This is a genomic window from Haladaptatus salinisoli (assembly GCF_020614375.1).
GTDB classification, from domain to species: Archaea; Halobacteriota; Halobacteria; order Halobacteriales; family Haladaptataceae; genus Haladaptatus; species Haladaptatus salinisoli.
Genome location: NZ_CP085327.1, coordinates 38,713 through 57,901 on the forward strand (window position 1 = coordinate 38,713; position 19,189 = coordinate 57,901).

At 55.2% G+C, this 19,189-nt stretch carries 20 protein-coding genes; 12 read left to right on the forward strand and 8 right to left on the reverse strand.

Going from position 1 to position 19,189, the window contains the following annotated elements; translation table 11 throughout:
* From LIX00_RS00210 to LIX00_RS00225, 4 genes are read left to right on the forward strand one after another with little or no spacing between them, the layout of a single operon-like run.
* Positions 1 to 588, forward strand: coding sequence for a DUF7288 family protein (locus LIX00_RS00210; protein ID WP_227354176.1), 588 nt, complete (start codon positions 1 to 3; stop codon positions 586 to 588).
* Positions 576 to 1,523, forward strand: coding sequence for a DUF7261 family protein (locus LIX00_RS00215; protein ID WP_227354177.1), 948 nt, complete (start codon positions 576 to 578; stop codon positions 1,521 to 1,523). The genes LIX00_RS00210 and LIX00_RS00215 overlap by 13 nt, the downstream gene beginning before the upstream one ends.
* Positions 1,520 to 1,951, forward strand: a complete 432-nt coding sequence (locus LIX00_RS00220) for a DUF7266 family protein (RefSeq protein ID WP_227354178.1) — start codon at positions 1,520 to 1,522, stop codon at positions 1,949 to 1,951. The genes LIX00_RS00215 and LIX00_RS00220 overlap by 4 nt, the downstream gene beginning before the upstream one ends.
* Complete coding sequence (locus LIX00_RS00225) at positions 1,948 to 2,703, forward strand: DUF7289 family protein (RefSeq protein ID WP_227354179.1); 756 nt, start codon at positions 1,948 to 1,950, stop codon at positions 2,701 to 2,703. Before LIX00_RS00220 ends, LIX00_RS00225 begins: the two co-directional genes overlap by 4 nt.
* Here LIX00_RS00225 and LIX00_RS00230 read toward each other — a convergent pair.
* Entirely contained in the window at positions 2,700 to 4,406 is a 1,707-nt protein-coding gene (locus LIX00_RS00230) for a DUF7289 family protein (RefSeq protein WP_227354180.1), read from the reverse strand. The two genes, LIX00_RS00225 and LIX00_RS00230, sit on opposite strands and share 4 nt — an antisense overlap.
* A 178-nt stretch (positions 4,407 to 4,584) precedes the next feature.
* Between LIX00_RS00230 and LIX00_RS00235 the strand changes: the two genes are divergently transcribed.
* The gene (locus tag LIX00_RS00235) at positions 4,585 to 5,178 is read left to right on the forward strand and encodes a DUF7522 family protein (RefSeq protein ID WP_227354181.1); all 594 of its coding nucleotides are present in this window, start codon (positions 4,585 to 4,587) and stop codon (positions 5,176 to 5,178) included.
* Positions 5,179 to 5,242: 64 nt separating this feature from the next.
* Positions 5,243 to 5,527, forward strand: coding sequence for a translation initiation factor eIF-1A (eif1A, locus tag LIX00_RS00240; protein ID WP_227354182.1), 285 nt, complete (start codon positions 5,243 to 5,245; stop codon positions 5,525 to 5,527).
* An 86-nt stretch (positions 5,528 to 5,613) separates the two neighbouring features.
* Here the strand turns inward: eif1A and LIX00_RS00245 are convergent, their stop codons facing one another.
* The 3 genes from LIX00_RS00245 to LIX00_RS00255 all read right to left on the reverse strand — a co-directional run bounded on the left by LIX00_RS00245 (position 5,614) and on the right by LIX00_RS00255 (position 8,261).
* Positions 5,614 to 6,120 carry a hypothetical protein gene (locus tag LIX00_RS00245; protein ID WP_227354183.1) on the reverse strand — a complete coding sequence of 169 codons (507 nt, stop codon included), beginning with the start codon at positions 6,118 to 6,120 and terminating at the stop codon, positions 5,614 to 5,616.
* A 339-nt stretch (positions 6,121 to 6,459) separates the two neighbouring features.
* Positions 6,460 to 7,059 (reverse strand): hypothetical protein, encoded by a 600-nt coding sequence (locus LIX00_RS00250; RefSeq protein WP_227354184.1) that lies wholly within the window; start codon positions 7,057 to 7,059, stop codon positions 6,460 to 6,462.
* 500 nt (positions 7,060 to 7,559) lie between these two features.
* Complete coding sequence (locus tag LIX00_RS00255; protein ID WP_227354185.1) at positions 7,560 to 8,261, reverse strand: hypothetical protein; 702 nt, start codon at positions 8,259 to 8,261, stop codon at positions 7,560 to 7,562.
* Positions 8,262 to 8,718: 457 nt separating this feature from the next.
* On the opposite strand from LIX00_RS00255, the gene LIX00_RS00260 reads away from it, so the two are divergent.
* Positions 8,719 to 9,720 carry a tyrosine-type recombinase/integrase gene (locus LIX00_RS00260; RefSeq protein ID WP_227354186.1) on the forward strand — a complete coding sequence of 334 codons (1,002 nt, stop codon included), beginning with the start codon at positions 8,719 to 8,721 and terminating at the stop codon, positions 9,718 to 9,720.
* On the opposite strand, the gene LIX00_RS00265 is transcribed toward LIX00_RS00260, so the two are convergent.
* Positions 9,717 to 10,832: a coiled-coil domain-containing protein gene (locus LIX00_RS00265; RefSeq protein ID WP_227354187.1), complete on the reverse strand. Its 1,116-nt coding sequence runs from the start codon at positions 10,830 to 10,832 to the stop codon at positions 9,717 to 9,719. The genes LIX00_RS00260 and LIX00_RS00265 overlap by 4 nt on opposite strands.
* 360 nt (positions 10,833 to 11,192) lie before the next feature.
* Here LIX00_RS00265 and LIX00_RS00270 point away from each other — a divergent pair, with 360 nt between their 5' ends.
* Positions 11,193 to 13,295 (forward strand): GmrSD restriction endonuclease domain-containing protein, encoded by a 2,103-nt coding sequence (locus LIX00_RS00270; RefSeq protein ID WP_227354188.1) that lies wholly within the window; start codon positions 11,193 to 11,195, stop codon positions 13,293 to 13,295.
* Positions 13,296 to 13,504: 209 nt separating this feature from the next.
* On the opposite strand, the gene LIX00_RS00275 is transcribed toward LIX00_RS00270, so the two are convergent.
* Together LIX00_RS00275 and LIX00_RS00280 are read right to left on the reverse strand one after the other, a co-directional pair.
* Positions 13,505 to 14,203 (reverse strand): DUF8159 domain-containing protein, encoded by a 699-nt coding sequence (locus LIX00_RS00275; RefSeq protein ID WP_227354189.1) that lies wholly within the window; start codon positions 14,201 to 14,203, stop codon positions 13,505 to 13,507.
* A 77-nt stretch (positions 14,204 to 14,280) separates the two neighbouring features.
* Positions 14,281 to 14,997, reverse strand: coding sequence for a hypothetical protein (locus LIX00_RS00280; protein WP_227354190.1), 717 nt, complete (start codon positions 14,995 to 14,997; stop codon positions 14,281 to 14,283).
* Positions 14,998 to 15,968: 971 nt separating this feature from the next.
* On the opposite strand from LIX00_RS00280, the gene LIX00_RS00285 reads away from it, so the two are divergent.
* The 3 genes from LIX00_RS00285 (at position 15,969) to LIX00_RS00295 (ending at position 17,869) form a co-directional block, all read left to right on the forward strand.
* On the forward strand, positions 15,969 to 16,445 hold the full coding sequence (locus tag LIX00_RS00285; protein WP_227354191.1) for a hypothetical protein: 477 nt from the start codon (positions 15,969 to 15,971) through the stop codon (positions 16,443 to 16,445).
* On the forward strand, positions 16,442 to 16,897 hold the full coding sequence (locus LIX00_RS00290) for a hypothetical protein (RefSeq protein WP_227354192.1): 456 nt from the start codon (positions 16,442 to 16,444) through the stop codon (positions 16,895 to 16,897). The genes LIX00_RS00285 and LIX00_RS00290 overlap by 4 nt, the downstream gene beginning before the upstream one ends.
* 471 nt (positions 16,898 to 17,368) lie before the next feature.
* On the forward strand, positions 17,369 to 17,869 hold the full coding sequence (locus LIX00_RS00295) for a hypothetical protein (protein ID WP_227354193.1): 501 nt from the start codon (positions 17,369 to 17,371) through the stop codon (positions 17,867 to 17,869).
* 335 nt (positions 17,870 to 18,204) lie between these two features.
* Here the strand turns inward: LIX00_RS00295 and LIX00_RS00300 are convergent, their stop codons facing one another.
* Positions 18,205 to 18,594 (reverse strand): hypothetical protein, encoded by a 390-nt coding sequence (locus LIX00_RS00300; RefSeq protein ID WP_227354194.1) that lies wholly within the window; start codon positions 18,592 to 18,594, stop codon positions 18,205 to 18,207.
* On the opposite strand from LIX00_RS00300, the gene LIX00_RS00305 reads away from it, so the two are divergent.
* On the forward strand, positions 18,593 to 18,847 hold the full coding sequence (locus LIX00_RS00305; RefSeq protein WP_227354195.1) for a hypothetical protein: 255 nt from the start codon (positions 18,593 to 18,595) through the stop codon (positions 18,845 to 18,847). The two genes, LIX00_RS00300 and LIX00_RS00305, sit on opposite strands and share 2 nt — an antisense overlap.
* Positions 18,848 to 19,189 lie beyond the last annotated feature (342 nt).

Here is a 19,189-nt window from a genome sequence, read left to right on the forward strand (position 1 = left end):
ATGGGAAGGGCACAAGCGCACACGTTGGAAGCGTTCACCGCGGCGCTGCTGGTCGTCAGCGCGGTGGTCTTCGCGCTACAGGCGACGGCGGTGACGCCGCTCACCGCGAGCACGTCGAACCAGCACATCGAGAACCAGGAGGAAGCGACCGCCGACGGCCTGCTTTCGGCCACCGCGGCCGACGGACGACTCCGCGAGGCGGTGTTGTACTGGAACGCGACGGGCGAGCGGTTCGCCGGGTCGAGCGACGAGGGCATCTACGCGAACGGCGGCCCGCCGAACGCCTTCGGCGACGCGCTGAACGAGACGTTCGGCAACCTCACGACGGGCGGCGGTCGCATCGCCTACGACGTGTTCGTCGTGTACCGACTTCCGAGCGGCGAGACCCGCCGGCAGACGATGGTGTACATGGGGTCGCCGAGCGACAACGCCGTGGTCGCGACCCGGACCGTGACGCTCTTCGACGGCGACGAATTCACCGCCCCGAGCGGCGGCGCGGTCGGGCAGTCGTTCTACGCCCCGGACGCCGCCCCGAACGCGACGCTCTACAACGTCATGGAGGTGCGAATCGTCGTATGGAAGATGTGACCTCCCTCCGCCGACCGGACGACCGGGGACAACTCATCCTCGTGACGGGGCTCGCCGTCGCCGTCGTCCTCGTCGCCCTCGTCCTCCTGCTCAACACCGTCATCTACACCGAGAACCTCGCCACGCGGGGTGCGGACGTGGGCGGCCGCGACGCCGTCGAGTTCGAAAACGCCGCGCTCTCGGGGGTCGGCGGCGTCGTCGTCACCGAGAACGCCGCCGACCACGGAACCGCGGAAGCCGCGACGGAGAACGTCTCCGAGGGAGTCGGTCGATACGCCGACCTGCTGGAGCGGGGCTATCTCGAACGGGCGACGGTCGCCGAGCTCTCGAACCTCTCGGTCGCGGAGGGCGTCACTCTGCGTCACGGGAACGAGACGCGGACGTTCACCAGCGCGAGCGACGCGGAGAACTGGACGCTGTCGACGACCGTCGGCGAGGGCGAACTTCGACGGTTTCGGGTCGACGCCGCCCGCGACCGACTCGCGTCGTCCTCCTCGCGGTCCTTCCGAATCGTACTGAACGACGGCGACGACGTTTGGCGGGTCTTCGTCTATCGGGAAGGCGAGGACATCGTCGTCGCCGCTGACGCCGGGGGAACGCCGACGAAAGCCTGCTCGGTGACGGGCGACCGCGCGACGTTCGACCTCACCGACGAGTCGCTCGACGGCGGCGCGTGCTCGTTCGACTTCGCCGAGGGAATCGACGACCCCTACTCGGTCGAGTATCGGTACGGCGGGGCGGTGAACGGAACGTACTCGCTCGTCGTGAACACGTCGGGCGGCGCGAACGTTGCGGATTCGAACTTCGCTCCCGGTCCCGATTCGTCCCCGTACGCCAGCGCCGCCGTCTACAGCGCGACGTTCGACCTCCACTACCGGACGCCGCGACTGACCTACGCCGAACGTCTCCGGGTCGCCCCGGGTGAGAGCGAATGACCGACCGCGCGGTGTCGGCGACGGTGAACTACGCGCTCAACCTCGCCGTGGCGACGCTGCTCATCGCGGGCTTGCTGACGGCGACGGGCGGACTGGTCGAAGATCAGCGCCGGGAGGCGGCGCGAACGGAACTGAGCGTCGTCGGCCAGCGCCTCGCGTCCGACCTGCAGACCGCCGACAGACTGGTGCGGGCGGGCGGGGAGACGGTCGCGGTCGAGTCGCCGCTTCCCGAGCGCGTGGCGGGCGTCTCCTACACCGTGACGGTCGGGTCGAACGAACTCGTGCTGGAGACGACGCACCCGGAGGTGACCGTGCGGGTCTCCTTCGCCGCCGCGACCGCGGTGGAGGAGACGACCGTTTCCGGCGGGGCGGTGACCATCGTTCGCGTCGACGGCGGGACGGGCGACCGCTTGGAGGTGCGACCGTGAACGACCGCGCGGCGAGCGAGACGGTGGGGTTCGTCCTCGCGTTCGTCCTCGTGACGGCCACCGTCGGCGTCGTCTACGCGACCGGCATCGGCGGACTGTACGACGCCCAGCGGTTCGAGCAGGTGAACAACGCGGAGCGCGCGTTCGACGTGCTGGCCGACAACGTCGCGGACGTCCACCGCGAGGGTGCGCCGAGTCGGGCGACCGAACTCCGTCTCGGCGGCGCGACGCTGAGCCACGGCGACCCCGTGACGATTCGCGTGCAGGTGAACGACACGCAGTCCGCGCGGAACGCGACGTACGCGATGAACGCCAGACCGCTCGTCTACTCCGGCGTCGGGGATAGCGAGCTCGCCTACGCTTCGGGTGCCGTGTTCCGGAGCGACGGCGACGCCAGCGTGATGCGTCGAGAACCGGGGTTCGTGTTCGACTCGCGCCGCGTCGTCGTCCCGTTTCTCGTCACGTACCCTCGCGGCGACGCGCGCTCGCTCTCCGGCGACGCGACCGCGCTGGTCGTCGCGTACCGCCAAAGCGCCGACCTCGGCGGGGAGTTCGACACCGATTCGAGTTCCGACGCGAGGGTGAACGTGACCGTCGAATCGCCGCGCGCGGCGGCGTGGAAGCGGTACTTCGAACGGGAGGGATTGACGGCCGTCGACGGGGACGCGAGCGACGGCGGCGTGACTTACCAGTTCGTCACCGACCGACTCGTCGTTCCCGAGACCGTCGTCGAGTTCGAACTGAAGCGTTAGACCGCCGTGACGTTCACCCGATTGACCGAGACGTGCATGTAGGTGACGCGCGGCACGCTGGTGAACTCCGCCGGTAGGGTCTTCGTCGTGACGAGCGCCTGGTCGTAGTGAACCCTGCCGCCGGATTTGAGGGTCGTCTTCCCGCCGACTATCGCGCCGTACACCCGAGCGTGAGAGGTGACGGAGACGTCGCCGTACTGGCTCTTGGAGTCCGGCGCGTAGAGGACGCCGACGAACCGCGTCTCCTCGCCGGAGAACGTCGCGCTCGTTCCCGGCGGCGCGTAGATGCGGAGCGCCGGGGATTCGTCTCCGGAAACCGAAACGCTCGCCGCGTTCGTGACGCTCACCGACCGCCCGGTCGCGTAGAGGTTCGCCGTTCCGTTGTCCGGATTTTGAACCGTTATCTTTCCCCCGGAGAGCGTCACGTCGTCGTCTATTACGAGGTCGATATCCCCCCCGTTCAGGTCGAGGACGAGCGTTTCGCCGGAGGCGATGTCGAGGTCGTCGAGGTAGTAATTACCGCTCGTGAGCGTCCACGTGGATTTCGTCGCGTTCAGGCTCCGTCCGTCTATCGCCTCCGTCGCGCCGTTGTCGTTGTCGGCCGCGAGCGAGGCGGCTTGGTTCTCGATCATGGAACCTATCGGGTCTATCTGCTCGACCGAACCGTTGTCCGCCGTCCACCCTCCGATCGTCGCTTTCTTGTGGAGAGCGGTACTGCCGCCGTACGAAAGGTTGCCGACTATCTCCGTGTTCGCGCTCTCCATCTTCACGACGCCGCCGCCGGTCACGAGGTCGCCTTCGATCACCGCCCCGCCGCTCAACGACACGCCGCCGACGGTCTTTATCGTCCCGTTCGTCCCCTCGGTCTCGCTGTACGGTCCGACCGAGGAGTTGTAGCTGTCCGTGAACGACGAACCGCCGGAGCCCTGGATGACCAGTTCGCTCGGCGAGGTGGACGCCAACCCCTGTTCGATTTTCGGTGCCTTGGTCGGCGTGACGAGGGTGAGCGTCACGGACTCCGCCGAGTGGTCGTACTCCACCTCGCCGCCGGTTCGCTGTTCGAAGAAACTCCCCCACGCCCGGTAGTAGTCGCTTCGGACGGTGACGTTCACCGTCGCCTCGCTGAGCGGGTTCGTCTTCTCCGGTTCCGCGAGCGGGAACTTCGACTCGGCGGTGCCGTTCTTGGTTATCTCGAGTCGCGGTTCGAGCGCCCCTTCGCCACCGACGACGACCAGCGGGAGCGTGAGCGTCGTCTCACGGTAGTGGAACTCCGGCGGGGAGACCATCGTCGCGCCGTCGCCGGTCCGTTTCCAGACGCCGCCGCCTTGGTAGGCGACGGTCGTTTCGCCGTTTCGGTAGACGACCGCGCCGAGCGTCTGGTTCATCACTTCCACCTCGCCCCCGTCGTCGGGATGAACCTCGACGCGCATCCATCCGCCGTCCGTGCGGGCGAGCGTCCGCCCGTCGTTCTCGACGCCGAGGTTCACCCGTTGGGTGTCGGTGTCGCCGATACCGACGAGGCTGGCTTTCGAGTCGAGTTGCGTCATCGCGTGTTCCGCGCTGTCGAGTTCGGCCGCGCGCTTCGAATCGTCCAGCATCGACGACCCGAACGCGACGACGAGTCCCGTCCCCGCGAGCGTAACCGCGAGCAGGAGGACGACGCCCAGCGTCTCGGTCTGGGCGCGGGCGGAGGCAGTTGTCATGTCGCCCCATCTTTCGTCATGCGTAATAAACGTCCGCACTACTTTCTGAAAGTTGTCCTGTTTTTCCGCGGCGCAACCCCCGTATTTTCGATCGACCTCCCCCGTCGATGAACAGTTTTCTCGGTTCGTCTATCGCACGAAGACGCATCGGTACTCGGACCGTCGACGAGCGTCGACCGTGGCTCGCGCTTCGACGCTCGTCGCGCTCATCGGTGCCGCGTCGTTCTTCGTCCCGACGCCGATACCGTCCGAACTCGCCGTTCTCGTCGTTCTAGCGGTCGCGGTGATGCACCCGCTCGGTGGTTCGTGGTGCGAGGATTCGACGGTTCGTTCCCGGGCCATCGGCGTTCTCGTTCGAATCACAAGAAAAGTTGATAATTCCCCTCCGCGAATCGTCGCTGTGTTCGAATCCGACGGAGCGTTCGTCAGCGCCCTACGGTCGCACCTCGGCCCCGCGTTACAGGCGGTCGCGGATTCGCGCGACGGTGACTACGAACTGCTCTACGTTCGAGACGACGTCGCGGGCAAATTCCGGTCGGAGGACTTCGACCGTATTCACCGCGAGTCGCTGCTCGCCGGTCGGGAGCGCGAGAACGCGGAGAACGCGTTCCGGATGGGGAACCTGAACTTCGCCATCTACACCTTCGACGTGGGCGTGGCGTTGCAGTTCGTCGATGGGGAGCGGACGTTGTTCGTCGTGTTCGACGACGCCGACGTGGAGTTGCTCCGCGTCGTCGAAACGTGTTCGAACTGGATTCGGTCGAACGTGTGAGCCGTCCGCCGGAATCGAACGAGCCAATGCAACGACTTAATCGTGGTCGCGGCGAACTCCGCTCGTGAGTGACGAATCCGGGCGGCGGAACCTCCGCATGCCCAACGACGACGAAGTTTTCGCTGTCGTGACCGACATGCTCGGGAAGAACCGAGTTCGGCTTCGCTGTAACGACGGCGAAGAACGGATGGGCCGCATCCCCGGACGAATGCGAAAGCGCGTCTGGATTCGCGAGGACGACGTCGTCCTCGCGGAGCCCTGGGACTGGCAGGACGAGAAGGCCGACGTGACGTGGCGCTACACGCGGCAGGACGCCGACCAACTTCGGCGCGAAGGCCACATCGAGTGAAGGAGAACGAGAGTCCGCCCCCGGACGGGCGTCCGGCGACTTTCTCAAACTGATATCGAACCGTCGAGAGCTACGGCCATCAGCAGTTACGACCTCCTCGGTGACGTTTCGTTCGAGTCCCCGACTTCGACTCCGCGACCTCCCGACTCTCCGACGCGCCGAACCGCGACCCCGTAGAACGGTTTGCGCGCGCAGTACCCGCTCGGAGCGTCGTCGCAGACGAAGATGGTGGCGATGCGGTACACGCCCCGCGGAAGTCGCTTCCGGGTCGCCCACGCGATGCCTTCGCGCCCGCGCTGGTCCCGCTGGAGGTCTGCGAACAGGTAGCGGTGGATCGTCGTCTCCTCCTCGAAGCAGGTCGGCTTCGCCGGGGCGAAGGTCCCCTCGACTCGTCGGAGGCTTATTCGGTCGTTCACGTCCGGCGTGGGGTCGTCCTCAGTGGTGATGTCGCAGGAGTAGAGGAGCCGAACCGGACCGTCGCTCTCGTCGCTGGACTCGCTCGAAGCCGGGTCGGCCGCGGTCGCTCCGGCGGTCGCGAGGGTGGCCCCTGCGGCGATTCGGCGGAGCAGGGTGCGTCTCGTTTGTTCGTCCATTGTTATCACTACTCACTCCGATTCGTCGGGGGTACTACGGAGGAGTGATTAGGTGTTTCGGCGGTCGCAAGATCGCTATTCGAGCGGAACGAAGTGGGCTCGCTGGAATTCGAACGCCGGAGCCTGCGCTCGCTTCGCTCGCGCAACCGCTCGCTCCGTTCGATTCCAAGACTCCGCTCCAAGGCGAGTCCTCGGTGCTGCTTGATTCGCGGCCGCTAACTTTCGGTACGACAGTTTCGAATAGTACACAAACGGGACTCGTTACGCGTCGTAGCGCGTTACCCGCCTTCCCTGCATCGTCTTTTAACAGCACGGCGCACAAAAAATGACCGCGGTCGGCTAGCAATCCGTCGTGCTCGTCGTCCCACCACCTGCTCCGTCACTATTACCGCCGTCACTCGTCGTCGTGGTTGTCGTTGTGCTGCCACCGTCGCCGTCCTCGGTCGGTGTAGTGGTCGTCGTCTCGTCACCGTCATCACCATCGTCGGTCGTCTCCGTGGTGGTCGTCTCCTCGGTCGTAGTGGGTTGGGAGTTTTTGCTCGTGCAAACCACGTTGCCGTCGGGATCCAGTAGCGCGATGACGTCGTTGCCGTCGTTGTTGAAGACTTCGCTCTCGTACTCCAATATTAGATCGATGCCGTTCACGTCGGAGACGTCTTTCACGCCACTCGCCACGCCGTAGGTTTCGCCCTCTTCCACGATGGTACGGTACTCGGGGCCGCCGTGTTCGGCTTTCGAGGGAATTTCGCGGCGTTGGTCGTAGTCTTCGTTGCCGTATTCGAAGGCGACGGTGTAGCCAGCGAGGTTCGCACTGCCGCTTACGCATTTGAAAATGACGTATTCGCGTTCAGCGTTGACCTCTTCGACTTCCATTTCGACGTCGGCGTCTTGGGCGAGAACGTGTTGTGCGCCCACTCCGGCGACGGCGAGTCCGGCCATGCTTGTCAGTACGTTCCGTCGTGTCCGCTTACTTGGTGCCATTAGACGACTAAGTAATGCTAAGCTAGAATATTAAAATGAGTGCACTGTCACGCGGTATTTTCATAATAAGTAACAGAAATAAGCTGATCGGGGGAGATTTCAACACGCGCTTGCCCACCACTCTCCATCCGTTCTACGGATAGTCATGCCGCAAACGACGATGCGGCCCTGCTATCAGACGAACGAGTGTCCGCACGATCGCGACCTCAATGAGTGCGAGGCTGTCGGCCAGTACAATACGGCCTCAAAGTGTCCGTCGTCACGGTCACCGCACGCACTCCGTCGAGGAGCAGCAACGAAGAACCTCAACGATGGGATGCCAGAGGAGATGGCGAGCGACAGGATGGACATGACTCCCGAAGTGCTTCGGGACCACTACAACGCACAGACTGAAGAAGACAAAAGACGATTACAACGGAGATTCTTCGAGGAAGAATAGAACGGGTTGTCTAAGGAAATCAAGCGATTAAATCTCCAAACCGGTGCTTCAGGGCGATTCCATGTAATCGCTCGTGGAGTGTGTCCACGGCGTCCAAAGCCCTGCTAACATCACTCGGTATCTCCACCTCATCTAAGAAGTCATTTTCATCATCCGAATGATGGACAATAGAACTCCTCATGTCGTAGACTCTACGGATTTTACCCTTCTCTCCATCCGTGATGACTCCCGTAACATAGAGCAACCACTCTCGCTCATACTGCGACATTCGCTCTACTCTCTGTCTGACAGAATTACTCCTTCGAGACGGTTCTACCACATCTTCAAGAAAGAGGTCAATAGTTAGAGTTTCAACCATCTGTCCAGCAAGCATGAAGAACTCCTCTAGTTCATCCTTTCTTACAAAGTGGTTCAGTTCCTCGGGAGTCACTTTCGGATTTTCGGGCAGTTCATCCTCCTTCTCGTATTCAAAAACAGGACCAGATTGGATTTCACTTCTCAAGCGAAAGAGCCGGAATACCTGAGCATCAAATTCGTCTGCTTCCTCTGAAATTAGGGGTGCTAAATACTCGAAAGCCTCGGCCATTCCGATGGTATCTTCATCGCCATCTATGGTCTGTCTGTCGAGAATTTGTCTATCGAACTCACCGGCCCATTCTACAAAATCAACAATCAGTTCGGATTCTTCCGATGATAGGTCTTCAGCAGTCCATTCACTCATAGTCGGTTTCTATGATGTCTTCACTCCGTAAATGCACCCCTTAGAGTTTGATTGGTGCTGATACACTCCTGTACTTCGCGTATCAACCCGATGAGGCCGGGGGAGGGAAGAACTGTTAATGTCATCCGACGCAACTCCCTGCGTGAAACCGACGTATGGCTAAGGGGCCACAGCGGAGACGGGTTCAAATCACCTCGGACGCGATTGCCGGGTTTGCGATGGAAATCGCCCTCAACAAGACGTGGTTGGTTAAGAAGACCGACCGCCGTCTGTTCAATTGGGGTAAAGAGGAACGCGCTATGGACTCGCCGGGATTTGAACCCGGGGCCTGCGCTCGCTTCGCTCACGCCACCGCACCGCCTGTTCCGAGTCTCCAACTGTAAGGGAGTAATTGGGTTCTGAAACTGAACTCCTCGTTTGGAGCGTCGTTCTTCGGAGTTCTACATGGAAAGAAAACATGCTGGAACCGATTTCGCCCCAAGAAGCGGTGAACTACTACCTCCGCGACCGAGCGGATGAAATAGCCCACGAAACACACCGAAAGCACGACGACCGACTCAAGCAGTTTGTCGCTTGGTGTGACGAGACGAACCGTACGAATCTGAACGAGCTGACTGGACGTGACCTGCTAACGTTCAAAGAGTGGCGCTCAGAGGGTATCAAGCAGATTACGCTCAAGAACAACCTGTGGACGGTCAAGAAGTTCCTCCGGTTCTGTGAGAACATTGACGCCGTGCCACCGGGAATCAGCGAGAAGGTACTAATCCCTAAGACCGACCCGGAACAGGAAGCCCGAGACGTCTACGTGACGAAGGAGGAAGCCAACGCCATTCTTGACTTTCTCAAGAAGTATGAGTACGCTTCTCTCCGGCATGCCTTGTTCATTACCTTGTGGAAGACAGGTATCCGGTCGGGAACACTTCGAGGACTCGACTTAGATGATTTCAAGCCCAAAATCCCGGCATTAGAGATTAAGCATCGCTCTACCTCAGGAACACCACTCAAGAACAAGAAACGTGGTGAGCGAGAGATTCATCTGACCGATGAGACGGCACGAGTTCTCACAGATTACATTGAACACACTCGCTCGGACGTGACCGACGACTACAATCGACGACCATTGTTTACTGGCCGAACTACTCGCGCCGGAAAGACCGTGATTCAGCGGAACATCTACACGGCAACTCGTCCCTGCTTCTATACCGGAGAGTGCCCCCACGACCGGGATTTACAGGAGTGCGAAGCGAACTCGTATAGCGGGGCAAGTAAGTGTCCGTCTTCAAAGAGTCCCCATACGCTTCGACGTGGCTACATCACGGCGGCATTGAACGCAGGGCAACCTGTAGACGTGACTGCAGAACGGACGAACGTAAGTCGGGATGTTCTGGATAGGAACTATGACGCCAGAACGAATAGTGAGAAAAGACAGATACGGAGACAGTTTTTAGAGGAAATTTAATTTTCTACTTCTGATATTTCTTGGAGTTCAATTATTATTGCGGAAACTTCATCTGTTACGTAACGCAAATCAGATTTGTAGATATCTTTTTTGTCCTCTAAATCCTTAATCTGCCTCTTTACTCTTTGTTTCCGGTTGCGAAGCTCAGCAAGTTGCTGTTCAATTGTGTCTGAATCTATAGCATCTGTATTTGAGTTAGCACTAGTATTCTGGAGCTCACCCTCAGTTGTTAAATTGTCAATACATTCGGTGGTCCGTTCAAACTTGTTTGTGAGAGCATCCATCTTCGTTATAATATCTATATATTTGTGGCTTTCTTCTTCCAGATATGCTAACAGCGAATCTATCCTTCTTAAATGTTCTCGTTCCATAAATTCTATTTCGTCTGGATACGAGTTGATTAAGTTATCTAATCTACTACGGATTCTATCAATTTCATCATGGAAGTTCCTAATGTCTTCGTCATCATCCGGGTTTAGCGAATTAATATCGACTAAGTCATTTATATCATTGGCTAATTCAAGAGTTTGTTTACGCCATTGTTTTTGGCGTTCCTTGCCCCGTCTTATATTGAGATAGTGTACAAAAACCACCATTGAACCAATAACTGAAATTAAGGAAGAAGAAAGTAAAGTGGCAAATGTGATAAAATTCGATATTTTCAATCCCGTTATTCCCAGTCCATCAATATTTGGTGGTACTAAATACCCTATTCCTCCTATCATAGCAGTAACTATGACATACTTGCCGTATTTCCATGTTTTCTGCTTGAGTGCTGATTCGACTGTTACGTCATCTTCTAAGTAAAGCGGCCTTCGGAAGGCAACTAATATCGCGATTCCCAGAATTATTAATGAGAGTGATAATAATATAACTCCTCCTTGGATAATCCAAGAATTGCTTCCAATTACAATTTTCGCACTGAATAACAATCCGCTAAAAACTAGTAATGCAAATCCCCATTCAATAAATTGGAATTCTGTTTTAAATCCTAACACATCCCCGTCAGAATGGTATTTATCTTGATAGCTAAGGACTGCTTGTAACAAAATAGCTACTGCAGGGAGAGTCAGAGCTACGAACTGTAGAAGAGCCATTTCAGCTTTGGGCATATCTCATAAGAGTGGACAAACCCATATTAAATCATGTCTCTCGCACTAGGGTGAATGTGCTGGGTGAAATCTCCAAGAATCCATGCAGCGTTTTCCCCCACATATGATTCGGCCATGTGCCATTATGAACTGTTTACACCGGGCATGCTATCGTAGGTGGTTCTCACAAGCGGTCATCGACGAGCACTACGACCGGCGAACGGAGCACGAGAAAAATGGGGCAACGGTGACAGTTCCTCGACGAGATTTAGTACCGTAGACACTACGTCAGGCTGGCTTTTCGTTTCCCCTTATTAATTCCAATTCAAGCGTGAAGAAGTGGCAAACAATTTTTGGTGATTGGTTTAGTATAGTCCTCGTATGAAGATTGAAAAATTACTGGACAGGGTTGAGTCCAATGCTATCGTTCTCCCGGAATTCCAGCGCGAATTTGTCTGGAAACGCCAGCAGGCAAAAGCACTGATGGATTCATTATATAAGGGGTATCCAATTGGCGGTCTCCTCACCTGGGAAACCGAGAATCCTCCTGAAATCAAGAACGACGCGATTGATGAGGAAAAACAGGCGCTCTTTGAGATTCTTCTTGATGGTCAACAACGATTGACGGTTCTCTATATGCTCCTTATGGACGAGATACCACCTTACTACGATGAGTCCGACATTGAAAATGACCCTCGCAAACTGTATTTCAACGTCGAAACTGCTGAATTTCACTTCGAAAATAAGCGAGTCCGCGAGGGGACGGTATGGGTAAAGGTCACTGACTGCTTCACCGACGAAATCAGTGCCATCTCCATTGCTCGGAGTGTAGTGGGAGACGATGACCCGGAAGAAGTGCTTCAAATCTCGGAGCAGTACGAAAAGCAGTTGAAACAGCTTCAGAACGTCGGTACCAATGACATCCCAGTCGAGACCCTTCCGAAATCCGCTGATATCCATCAGGCCATCGAACTCTTCGACAAAATCAACTCGCAAGGGACGCACCTGAGTGATGCGGAATTGGCACTTGCACACATGAGTGCGGAGTGGCCGCATATCCGACGACACATGAAGGAAAAGCAGGCGAAACTCGCCGAGCGAGGGTTCGATTTTGACCTCAACTTCTACGTGAAGTGCATGATTGGTACTATCACACAGACGATGACCTATGAGCAGGTCTATGATACTCCCCGAGAGATATTGGAAGCAAAGTGGCGCAGTCTCGCGAAGGATGATGGTGTCCTCGATTACCTCGTGAACGTTCTTCGAAATGAGGCTCACATTCCAAACTCAGACTACATCAATACCCGCGACGTTCTCATCCCCTTCATCGTCTACCTCGACAAGACGAACCGGCAAATTACTCAGCAGGAGAAGAAGGAATTTATCCGGTGGTTGTATGCCGCGATGATGTGGACCCGGTACAGTGGCTCGTCCGATTCCACTGTCGAACATGACCTTTCGCTGCTCGATAATCCGTCACCGACGAAGGACCTGATGCAAGAAATCAAAAACGACCGAGGCCGGATTGAGGTCCAAGCCTCCGACCTCCGGGGACGAGGGAAACGAACGCGACGATTCTACAATATGGTTCGAATGGTTACCCGTGCAAACAAGCCGGTTGACTGGAAAACAGGTGAGCCGCTCGTCGGGAGTTTCCGTCTTGAGTCACACCATATCTTCCCGAAATCCCGTCTGTATGAGGAGTACGATGCCGGACAGTCAGAACACCGAAAGCTCGTCAACGAAATCGCCAACCGAGCGTTCCTTACCCCCGAGACAAACAAGAAGCTAGGCGACACGCTGCCAGAAGCGTATCTCCCAGAGGTCAAAGAGAGTCACCCCGATGCACTCAAGTCGCAGTTCATCCCTGACAATCCTGAACTGTGGAAGGTCGAAAATTATGAAGACTTCCTCGCGAAGCGGCGTGAAAAACTTGCGACAGCCATCAACGACTACATGGAGAGTCTCATCACTGATGGCGGTGGAAAGAAGCGAGAATCTATCGAGGACCTCCTCGCACAAGGCGAGAATGCTCGCGTCGAATTCAAGGAAACGTTCCTCTACGATGTGTACCGTGACCAACCGAATAAAGAGTTAAAGGCGGAAGTCGTCAAGGAAATCGCTTCATTTGCGAATTCCGATGGTGGTGTCGTCATCATCGGTGTTGAGGATGAGACACATGAACCAGTCGGTATCGACCGCGACCTCAAGTTGATGAAGAAGGGAAAGGACTCGTTTGAACTGCAACTCAACCGCGAAATTTCGAACCGCCTCGGAAAGATGATGGCAGCGGCCTATACACACCTCTCCTTCGAAGAAGTGGATGGGAAGACGGTGTGTGTCGTTTGGGTCGATGATAGTCCTGACCCTGTCTACTTTGAGGATGGAGACGAGGAGAAATTCTATGCTCGGGCAGGGAGTTCGTCAGAACCCTTGGGAATTCAGGACGCGAATCGGTATATTCAGCGGAATTGGAACTGATTGAGCCTGTCTTACTGGCTGTACCGGGCCGTTCCCCCACGGGTGATGAGCAACCAAACAAACATCTTACAGGGGGGGCCTTGATGAGTACTGCGACCAAGGGACGGAACACGATAAGATGTAGCGACAATTTCTAGACACCGTCTGACAGTCGGGGCTACTCCATCAACGAATAAGAATCGAAGTGCCGTACTGGAATCGCTGACTGCTTATCGAGCGCCAGCATCGGGTGCCAGCGATAGTTGGGCACGCGATGGTTCATCTACACTAATGGGGATGGGGTCATCGTGCACCGTGATGGTGCTGAAAACCCAGCTAGCCACCTCCTCCCAGGTGTACTCGCCAGTCGCAATGCCCCGTGCCCACGATTCCTCAACGTAGTAGTAACCAAGCTCGTAATGCGTTCGCCCTTGTGTTTTGACGATGGTCGCAACGAGGCGGTCGGGAGGGTTGTCAGTCGAGCTGACGACGCCGGCGTACGCCCCCGTAATCGTCCCCATTTCGCTAGCCAGTTGGACTTCATCGGTGCCCTTCGTCTCGTAGACAACATACAGTACGTCATCGCGTTCGGTCACGGAGTAGACGGAGATGCCTTTCGAGATAAGTGCCGCTTCGACAATGGCGGCCGTGGTATCCGGGTCGCTACTGTCCTGGCTCGTAGTCGGGCGTCTTGTCGTCGTTGCTCGCATCGTGGTTCGTGTGGTCGTAGGTATCAATCTCGTCGTAGTCTGTTGTGGCATTGTCGTGGTTTGCTGTGGCGTTGTGGTAGCAACGATTGGCTCGGCTTCCGCGGGGGACGCCGTGGGTTCCGCTGTTGGTTCAGCACCGCTGAACAGTAACAGCAGAAGTGTCATCACGACGAAGAGGGACAGCACCACGTACGCATACCCAAGCGCGAGGTTTCGCACCGTCCGTCCCGGTTGCATTAGCGGAAGTGCGTTAACGATTGGCGACGCCCATCTGCGAAGGGTGGCGATGACCCCCATCAGCGACGGTCCCGCGTTCGGGCTTTGATGTGGGCGTCCACATCACCCTGCTTCACATCGATACAGACCAGTTGGCCCGTAAAGGGAATGACCGTCGCATTCTCGCCTCCGTTTACGACCACACGCACTGACTGGTGTGTAGTTGTGGTGTGGTGTAACTGCCCCTGAACTTGGATGTCCACAATCGCTGTTTGCGTCTGTTCCGTCGGTTCCAAGATAAGTTTTGAGCGTCGTTGCTGGGTCTGTCCGGCACAGTCGGTATTGGTGTCGCTGTTAGGTGGTGTTCCGCGCTGGAATTCTATAGGGTCAACAGACCGCCCATCGAGATACACTTCGACGGAGCCCTCCTGAAACCCGAGGCCGCTGAAGTTGACGTATGATAACTGGCCGGTGAACCGATAGACGTCTGCTCCACCGTTCGTTGCACCATGGACAAGACAGCTCTTGATGTCGTCCTCACCGTCGACGGTAACGGCACTGGCGGGGACGTTCCTATACGGGTCACGCCCGAGCTTTTGGACGCTGTCCGTCGGTACGAACTGATAGAAGGTTTCGTGGCCATACGGGGCCGTAATCGTCAAGATGTGAGTGCTGGTCTGGCCAACGACACTCCCAATCCCGAGAAGGCCGATGACGCCGCCGAACGTTTGAAGCAGTGTCCGGCGAAGTGATACTGTTGATGTTGCTGGTGATGGTTTTGCGTTGGAGTGTCCCATTGTATTCCCTGCTGCGTGTGTGTTCCGCGATGTAACCGCTGGGAACGCACCAGGATAAGAGAGAATTGTTGTGATGATAACATATTAGGATTGTTCAGGAGGGCGAGAACCAGTTTTGACCAATACGAGGAGATAGGCTGGCCCTACGAGACACAAACTGAAGCGAGACATCTTACCGGCCGTTCCCGACGAACCATACGACCAATGTACAGAGCATGAGAAGATGGAGTAGCGGGAGGCAGTTCCTTAACGTGATATAATTTCTCGGCTATCCACCTTGTGATATACGGTGCGTCTCTCGGTCACGCCTGTTCATGAGGCTGTAGAAGTTGGAATTGAACTCGGACCACGAAGGAGAGAATCACTCATGTTAGCGAAGAATATCGAAGGCCAGCGACACCTCGAACGAATCCAAACGAACCGTGAAGAAGTGAGAGAACTGAGTATCTCGGTCTAATTGGCTCAAAGAGGAAAGATGGGGTAAAAAGACACGTTACTCAGAAATTGTTCAAAGGTCGCCGACGTATTAAGGAATCAGCCATAGGCACTGCCATTGGACTGAAAGACCTAGCTAGGGATGCATCCTTCCCTCCATTGAATGGGAACGTCGACCCTGAGTCAGTCACGGTTGGTTCTTTGACTGACCACATTCGACTCCAGTGGTATTGAGAAAGACCTAAAATCGCTTCCGGACATCTCAGAGGGACATCAAAAAGAGTCCTACTTTGTTCTCGCAACGATGTATGACCCTCTATGTCGTGGCGAACACGCCAAGTACCACTTATCTAATGCACAAGCAAAACAGAAGACGGGTGACGCTTTCGTTTAATTGGTTCGCGATGAATACCCGTTGGTCAACTTTCTCTACCTGTATCCCGATGGTGGAGAATATCTAAACGAATTTTCATCTCGCAACCATCTAATTGTTAATTCAATCCAATTTAAGTTTCAGCCTCTACTTCCCTGCTAGTATGAGCGTCTTCCTCGTTCAGACAAATGGCCACGAAATTAGTGAAGATGCCGCCCCCGAGTACATTTGGGGTGCTCAAGGGCCCACCTTCGTTGATGAACCGCTCCGACATCACCGGTATTTCAATGCAAACCCTTATTGGAAACGTGAGGGGTACGGACGGCGAGATGCTTGGGAAAGTGCAACCGAAGGTGACACTGCGCTTCTGTATTGCTCCTCCTCCGTCGACCAGTACCCAACCTGTATCAGCCACATCCTTCTCATTGAAGATAAACAAATCGACACTGAGGGTGCGCTACTGGAATTTGAGACACCGGTAGAGATTGAACCCAAAATAACCTACCAAGAGATTCAGCGGCTCGTTGACCAAGGAGAGTTCTCAGAGAAGATGAACTATTGTGGGCAGCAAGGGTTTAATTTCACCCAGGTTGCAAACTCAGACCTTGACAAAGTTAACGAACTGACCACCCGAGTATGAACGAAGATGAGGTACGTCAGGCAGTAATTAGCGCTCTTGAGAGAATTATCAAAAAAGACACTGACTTACTAAGGTACGATGTTAACGAGAGGAGTATCACCCACCGGCTCGGAATGTATCTTCAGGAGGTAGTCAGTACTCCTTGGGATGTGGATGTCGAATATAATCGAATAGGCGAGGATGACGTGACTAAGCGACTCCCAGCTGAGATGTTGCGTGACGAGAGTCAGGGGGCAGTGTATCCCGACGTAATAATTCATCAGCGAGGGTCGGAGGACGACAATCTTCTCGTGATTGAGGCCAAGAAATCGGGGAATCCCAGCGACGGTGACCGGCAGAAGGTACGAGCATACATGCAGCACCTAGATTACGACTATGGGTTGTTCGTGCGGTTCGATACAGGGCAGAATTTTGAGGAGTATGATTACTCCTGCGAGTGGCAATCCATCTAAAGAGATAATCGGCTATAGGAAATCACGGAACGAGGGTCTCAACAGGCGCTATATGCACATTTACTATGGGCAGATTGTGAGTTGTGAGAATACTCCCGTGGCCCTACGCCAATCGAATTCGAGAAAGAGGAAGGGCGACTCATCGAAACAAATGAGTACGACTGCGTCTGCGCCTTCCTTGACATGGTCGTAAAAGGACGCTATCAAGGGCGGGAGAAGATGGAGCTACGGCAGCAGTTCTTGGACGATATCTAATTGATTCTAAAACGTAGATATTTTCTATACTAGGCTATTTTCCACCGCTGATGGTGAAAATTACACTTCTACTTTCGTAATCAGGTTTGGTTTTGACGTATTTGGAAATTTGTGTCCGATTATTTCTGGATTAGAAGTAACCGTCAAGGTCCACGACCATATCTGTCAATTCGTAACTCCGTCATGATTAATACTAATCTGTCTCCACTATCCAATATGGTATCTGATGCAATTTGGGCCGCTGCCATTGCTGGCACTGCAGGTGTTGCCGGTTCCGTTTTAACTGCTATTGTAGGCTACTACCGCACCAAGAAACGGTTAGACGACGAACGAACTCGCTGGAGGGCAGACCATTGGATGGACAAAAAAGTCGAGGTGTTAACTGAATTGGCCGTAGCGGAACTAGAGTGCTATCGTGCAGTAAGGAATGCGGGGAACGACACTCATGATTCGTATGACGAAATGGACGAAAGCGTGAGGCCCGCCCTCTCTCGGTTCACGGATGCGCTAACGACCGCTCGAATCTATCTAACTGAAGATGAAATTGGAATAATTGAAAGTACTATTGGAAAATATAAAATTTTCCTGAATGACTTGGCGCGACGTGTTAACGGGGAAATTATAAATCTGCCGTGGGACGACACTGAAGAAGCCCACAACGAAGCTTATTCCGTGTTGAGCAGCATCGTAAATCCCGACGAAGACCGCGAATCGTAGGAACTTCCAGTCGATTCGCAAACCAGTACGAATCACCAGTATCTAATCGGCTTGCGCAGTGTTCGCGTCTGTGCTCACCCTCGACAGTAAGTTGGCAAGTGCGCTTGACGCTAGTTGACCGAGTCGTCGTTGCTGCTCCACTCACCCCAATAGTGTGCGCGGAGTGACGAAGGGACACTCCTGAGAGCAGCAATATGGGGCAACGGCGTCGTGGATGGACCGGTCGAAGATGTCGGTGAACATGCCGGAATGTGCCGTCGGAAAAAGATTCTGCAGGCTACACGTACATCGAACGGAGCGCGAGAAAAGTCGGAAGAGATGAATAGAATGGGGGGTCAATTACCAAAGTCTTCGGATTCTTCTTCGATTCTTTTAATCAATTCATCCAAGCTATCTTTCGCGTCATGATTCTTCGGTAAATAGGTCCAATCACCTCCAGCACGGCTAAAGTACCAATCAGAATAAATTTGATAGAGTGAAATTCGAATATCATCGGGAATTTCGCCAGGACAAGAACCATATAATTCAAGTAGTGATTCGACCCGTTCGGTCATGTCGTTTAATGTTCCCTCTTCTACTCCATAGCCATTCTCAGACAGGGGATAATGCTCGGATTGTATGATATTCTCCCATGTCTTATGTAGTATCCTCGCTTCTGTGAAAACTTCACGATACCAACCTTCAACTTGCTCAATGTGACGCATCTCCTTTTGGACGTTTACCATGCGCCTCGTTTCAAGAGTGTACCAGCCTGTCAATCCCACTAGTAAAAGTGTGGCCACGGAAGACGTAATAGAGGCGAGATTTGCAGGGAAAACCAAGTGTGCAGATGTTTCGAATGAATCAATAGACGAGAGAATGATGAATACAATGGATGCAACAGCGGTCGCTAATAGAATTAGAATTATAAACTCCGAAGAGCTGAAACCGATTTCCGATTTTCTTCTTGAGTTATTGGACATACTTACCACTTGCTGATAAGGTATAATATCCCTGTGCATTAATTTCCCTCATTTCAGTAGGATGAACAGTTACTACCAATCGGCATTTAAGGGGTGGGCTTCGCTCTGAATCGGCGTACGCCTCATGACAGCAGAGCCGGAGCGCATCCACAAAGTCGTCGGGCTGGCCAGTCGGGACACTATAGTGGACGTTCCCGGCTTGGGTGACCTCGTACTAGAACGCCGGCAGGTCCTGCCCCAAAACCGAGATATCTGGCAGTATCAGTTCATTCAAGTTGAGTAACCAGATTCTCGATAAGCGCCTGTTTCTTCTGGGACGAGAAGGTTATCAACTTGACCGAAACGCTCATCCATTCCA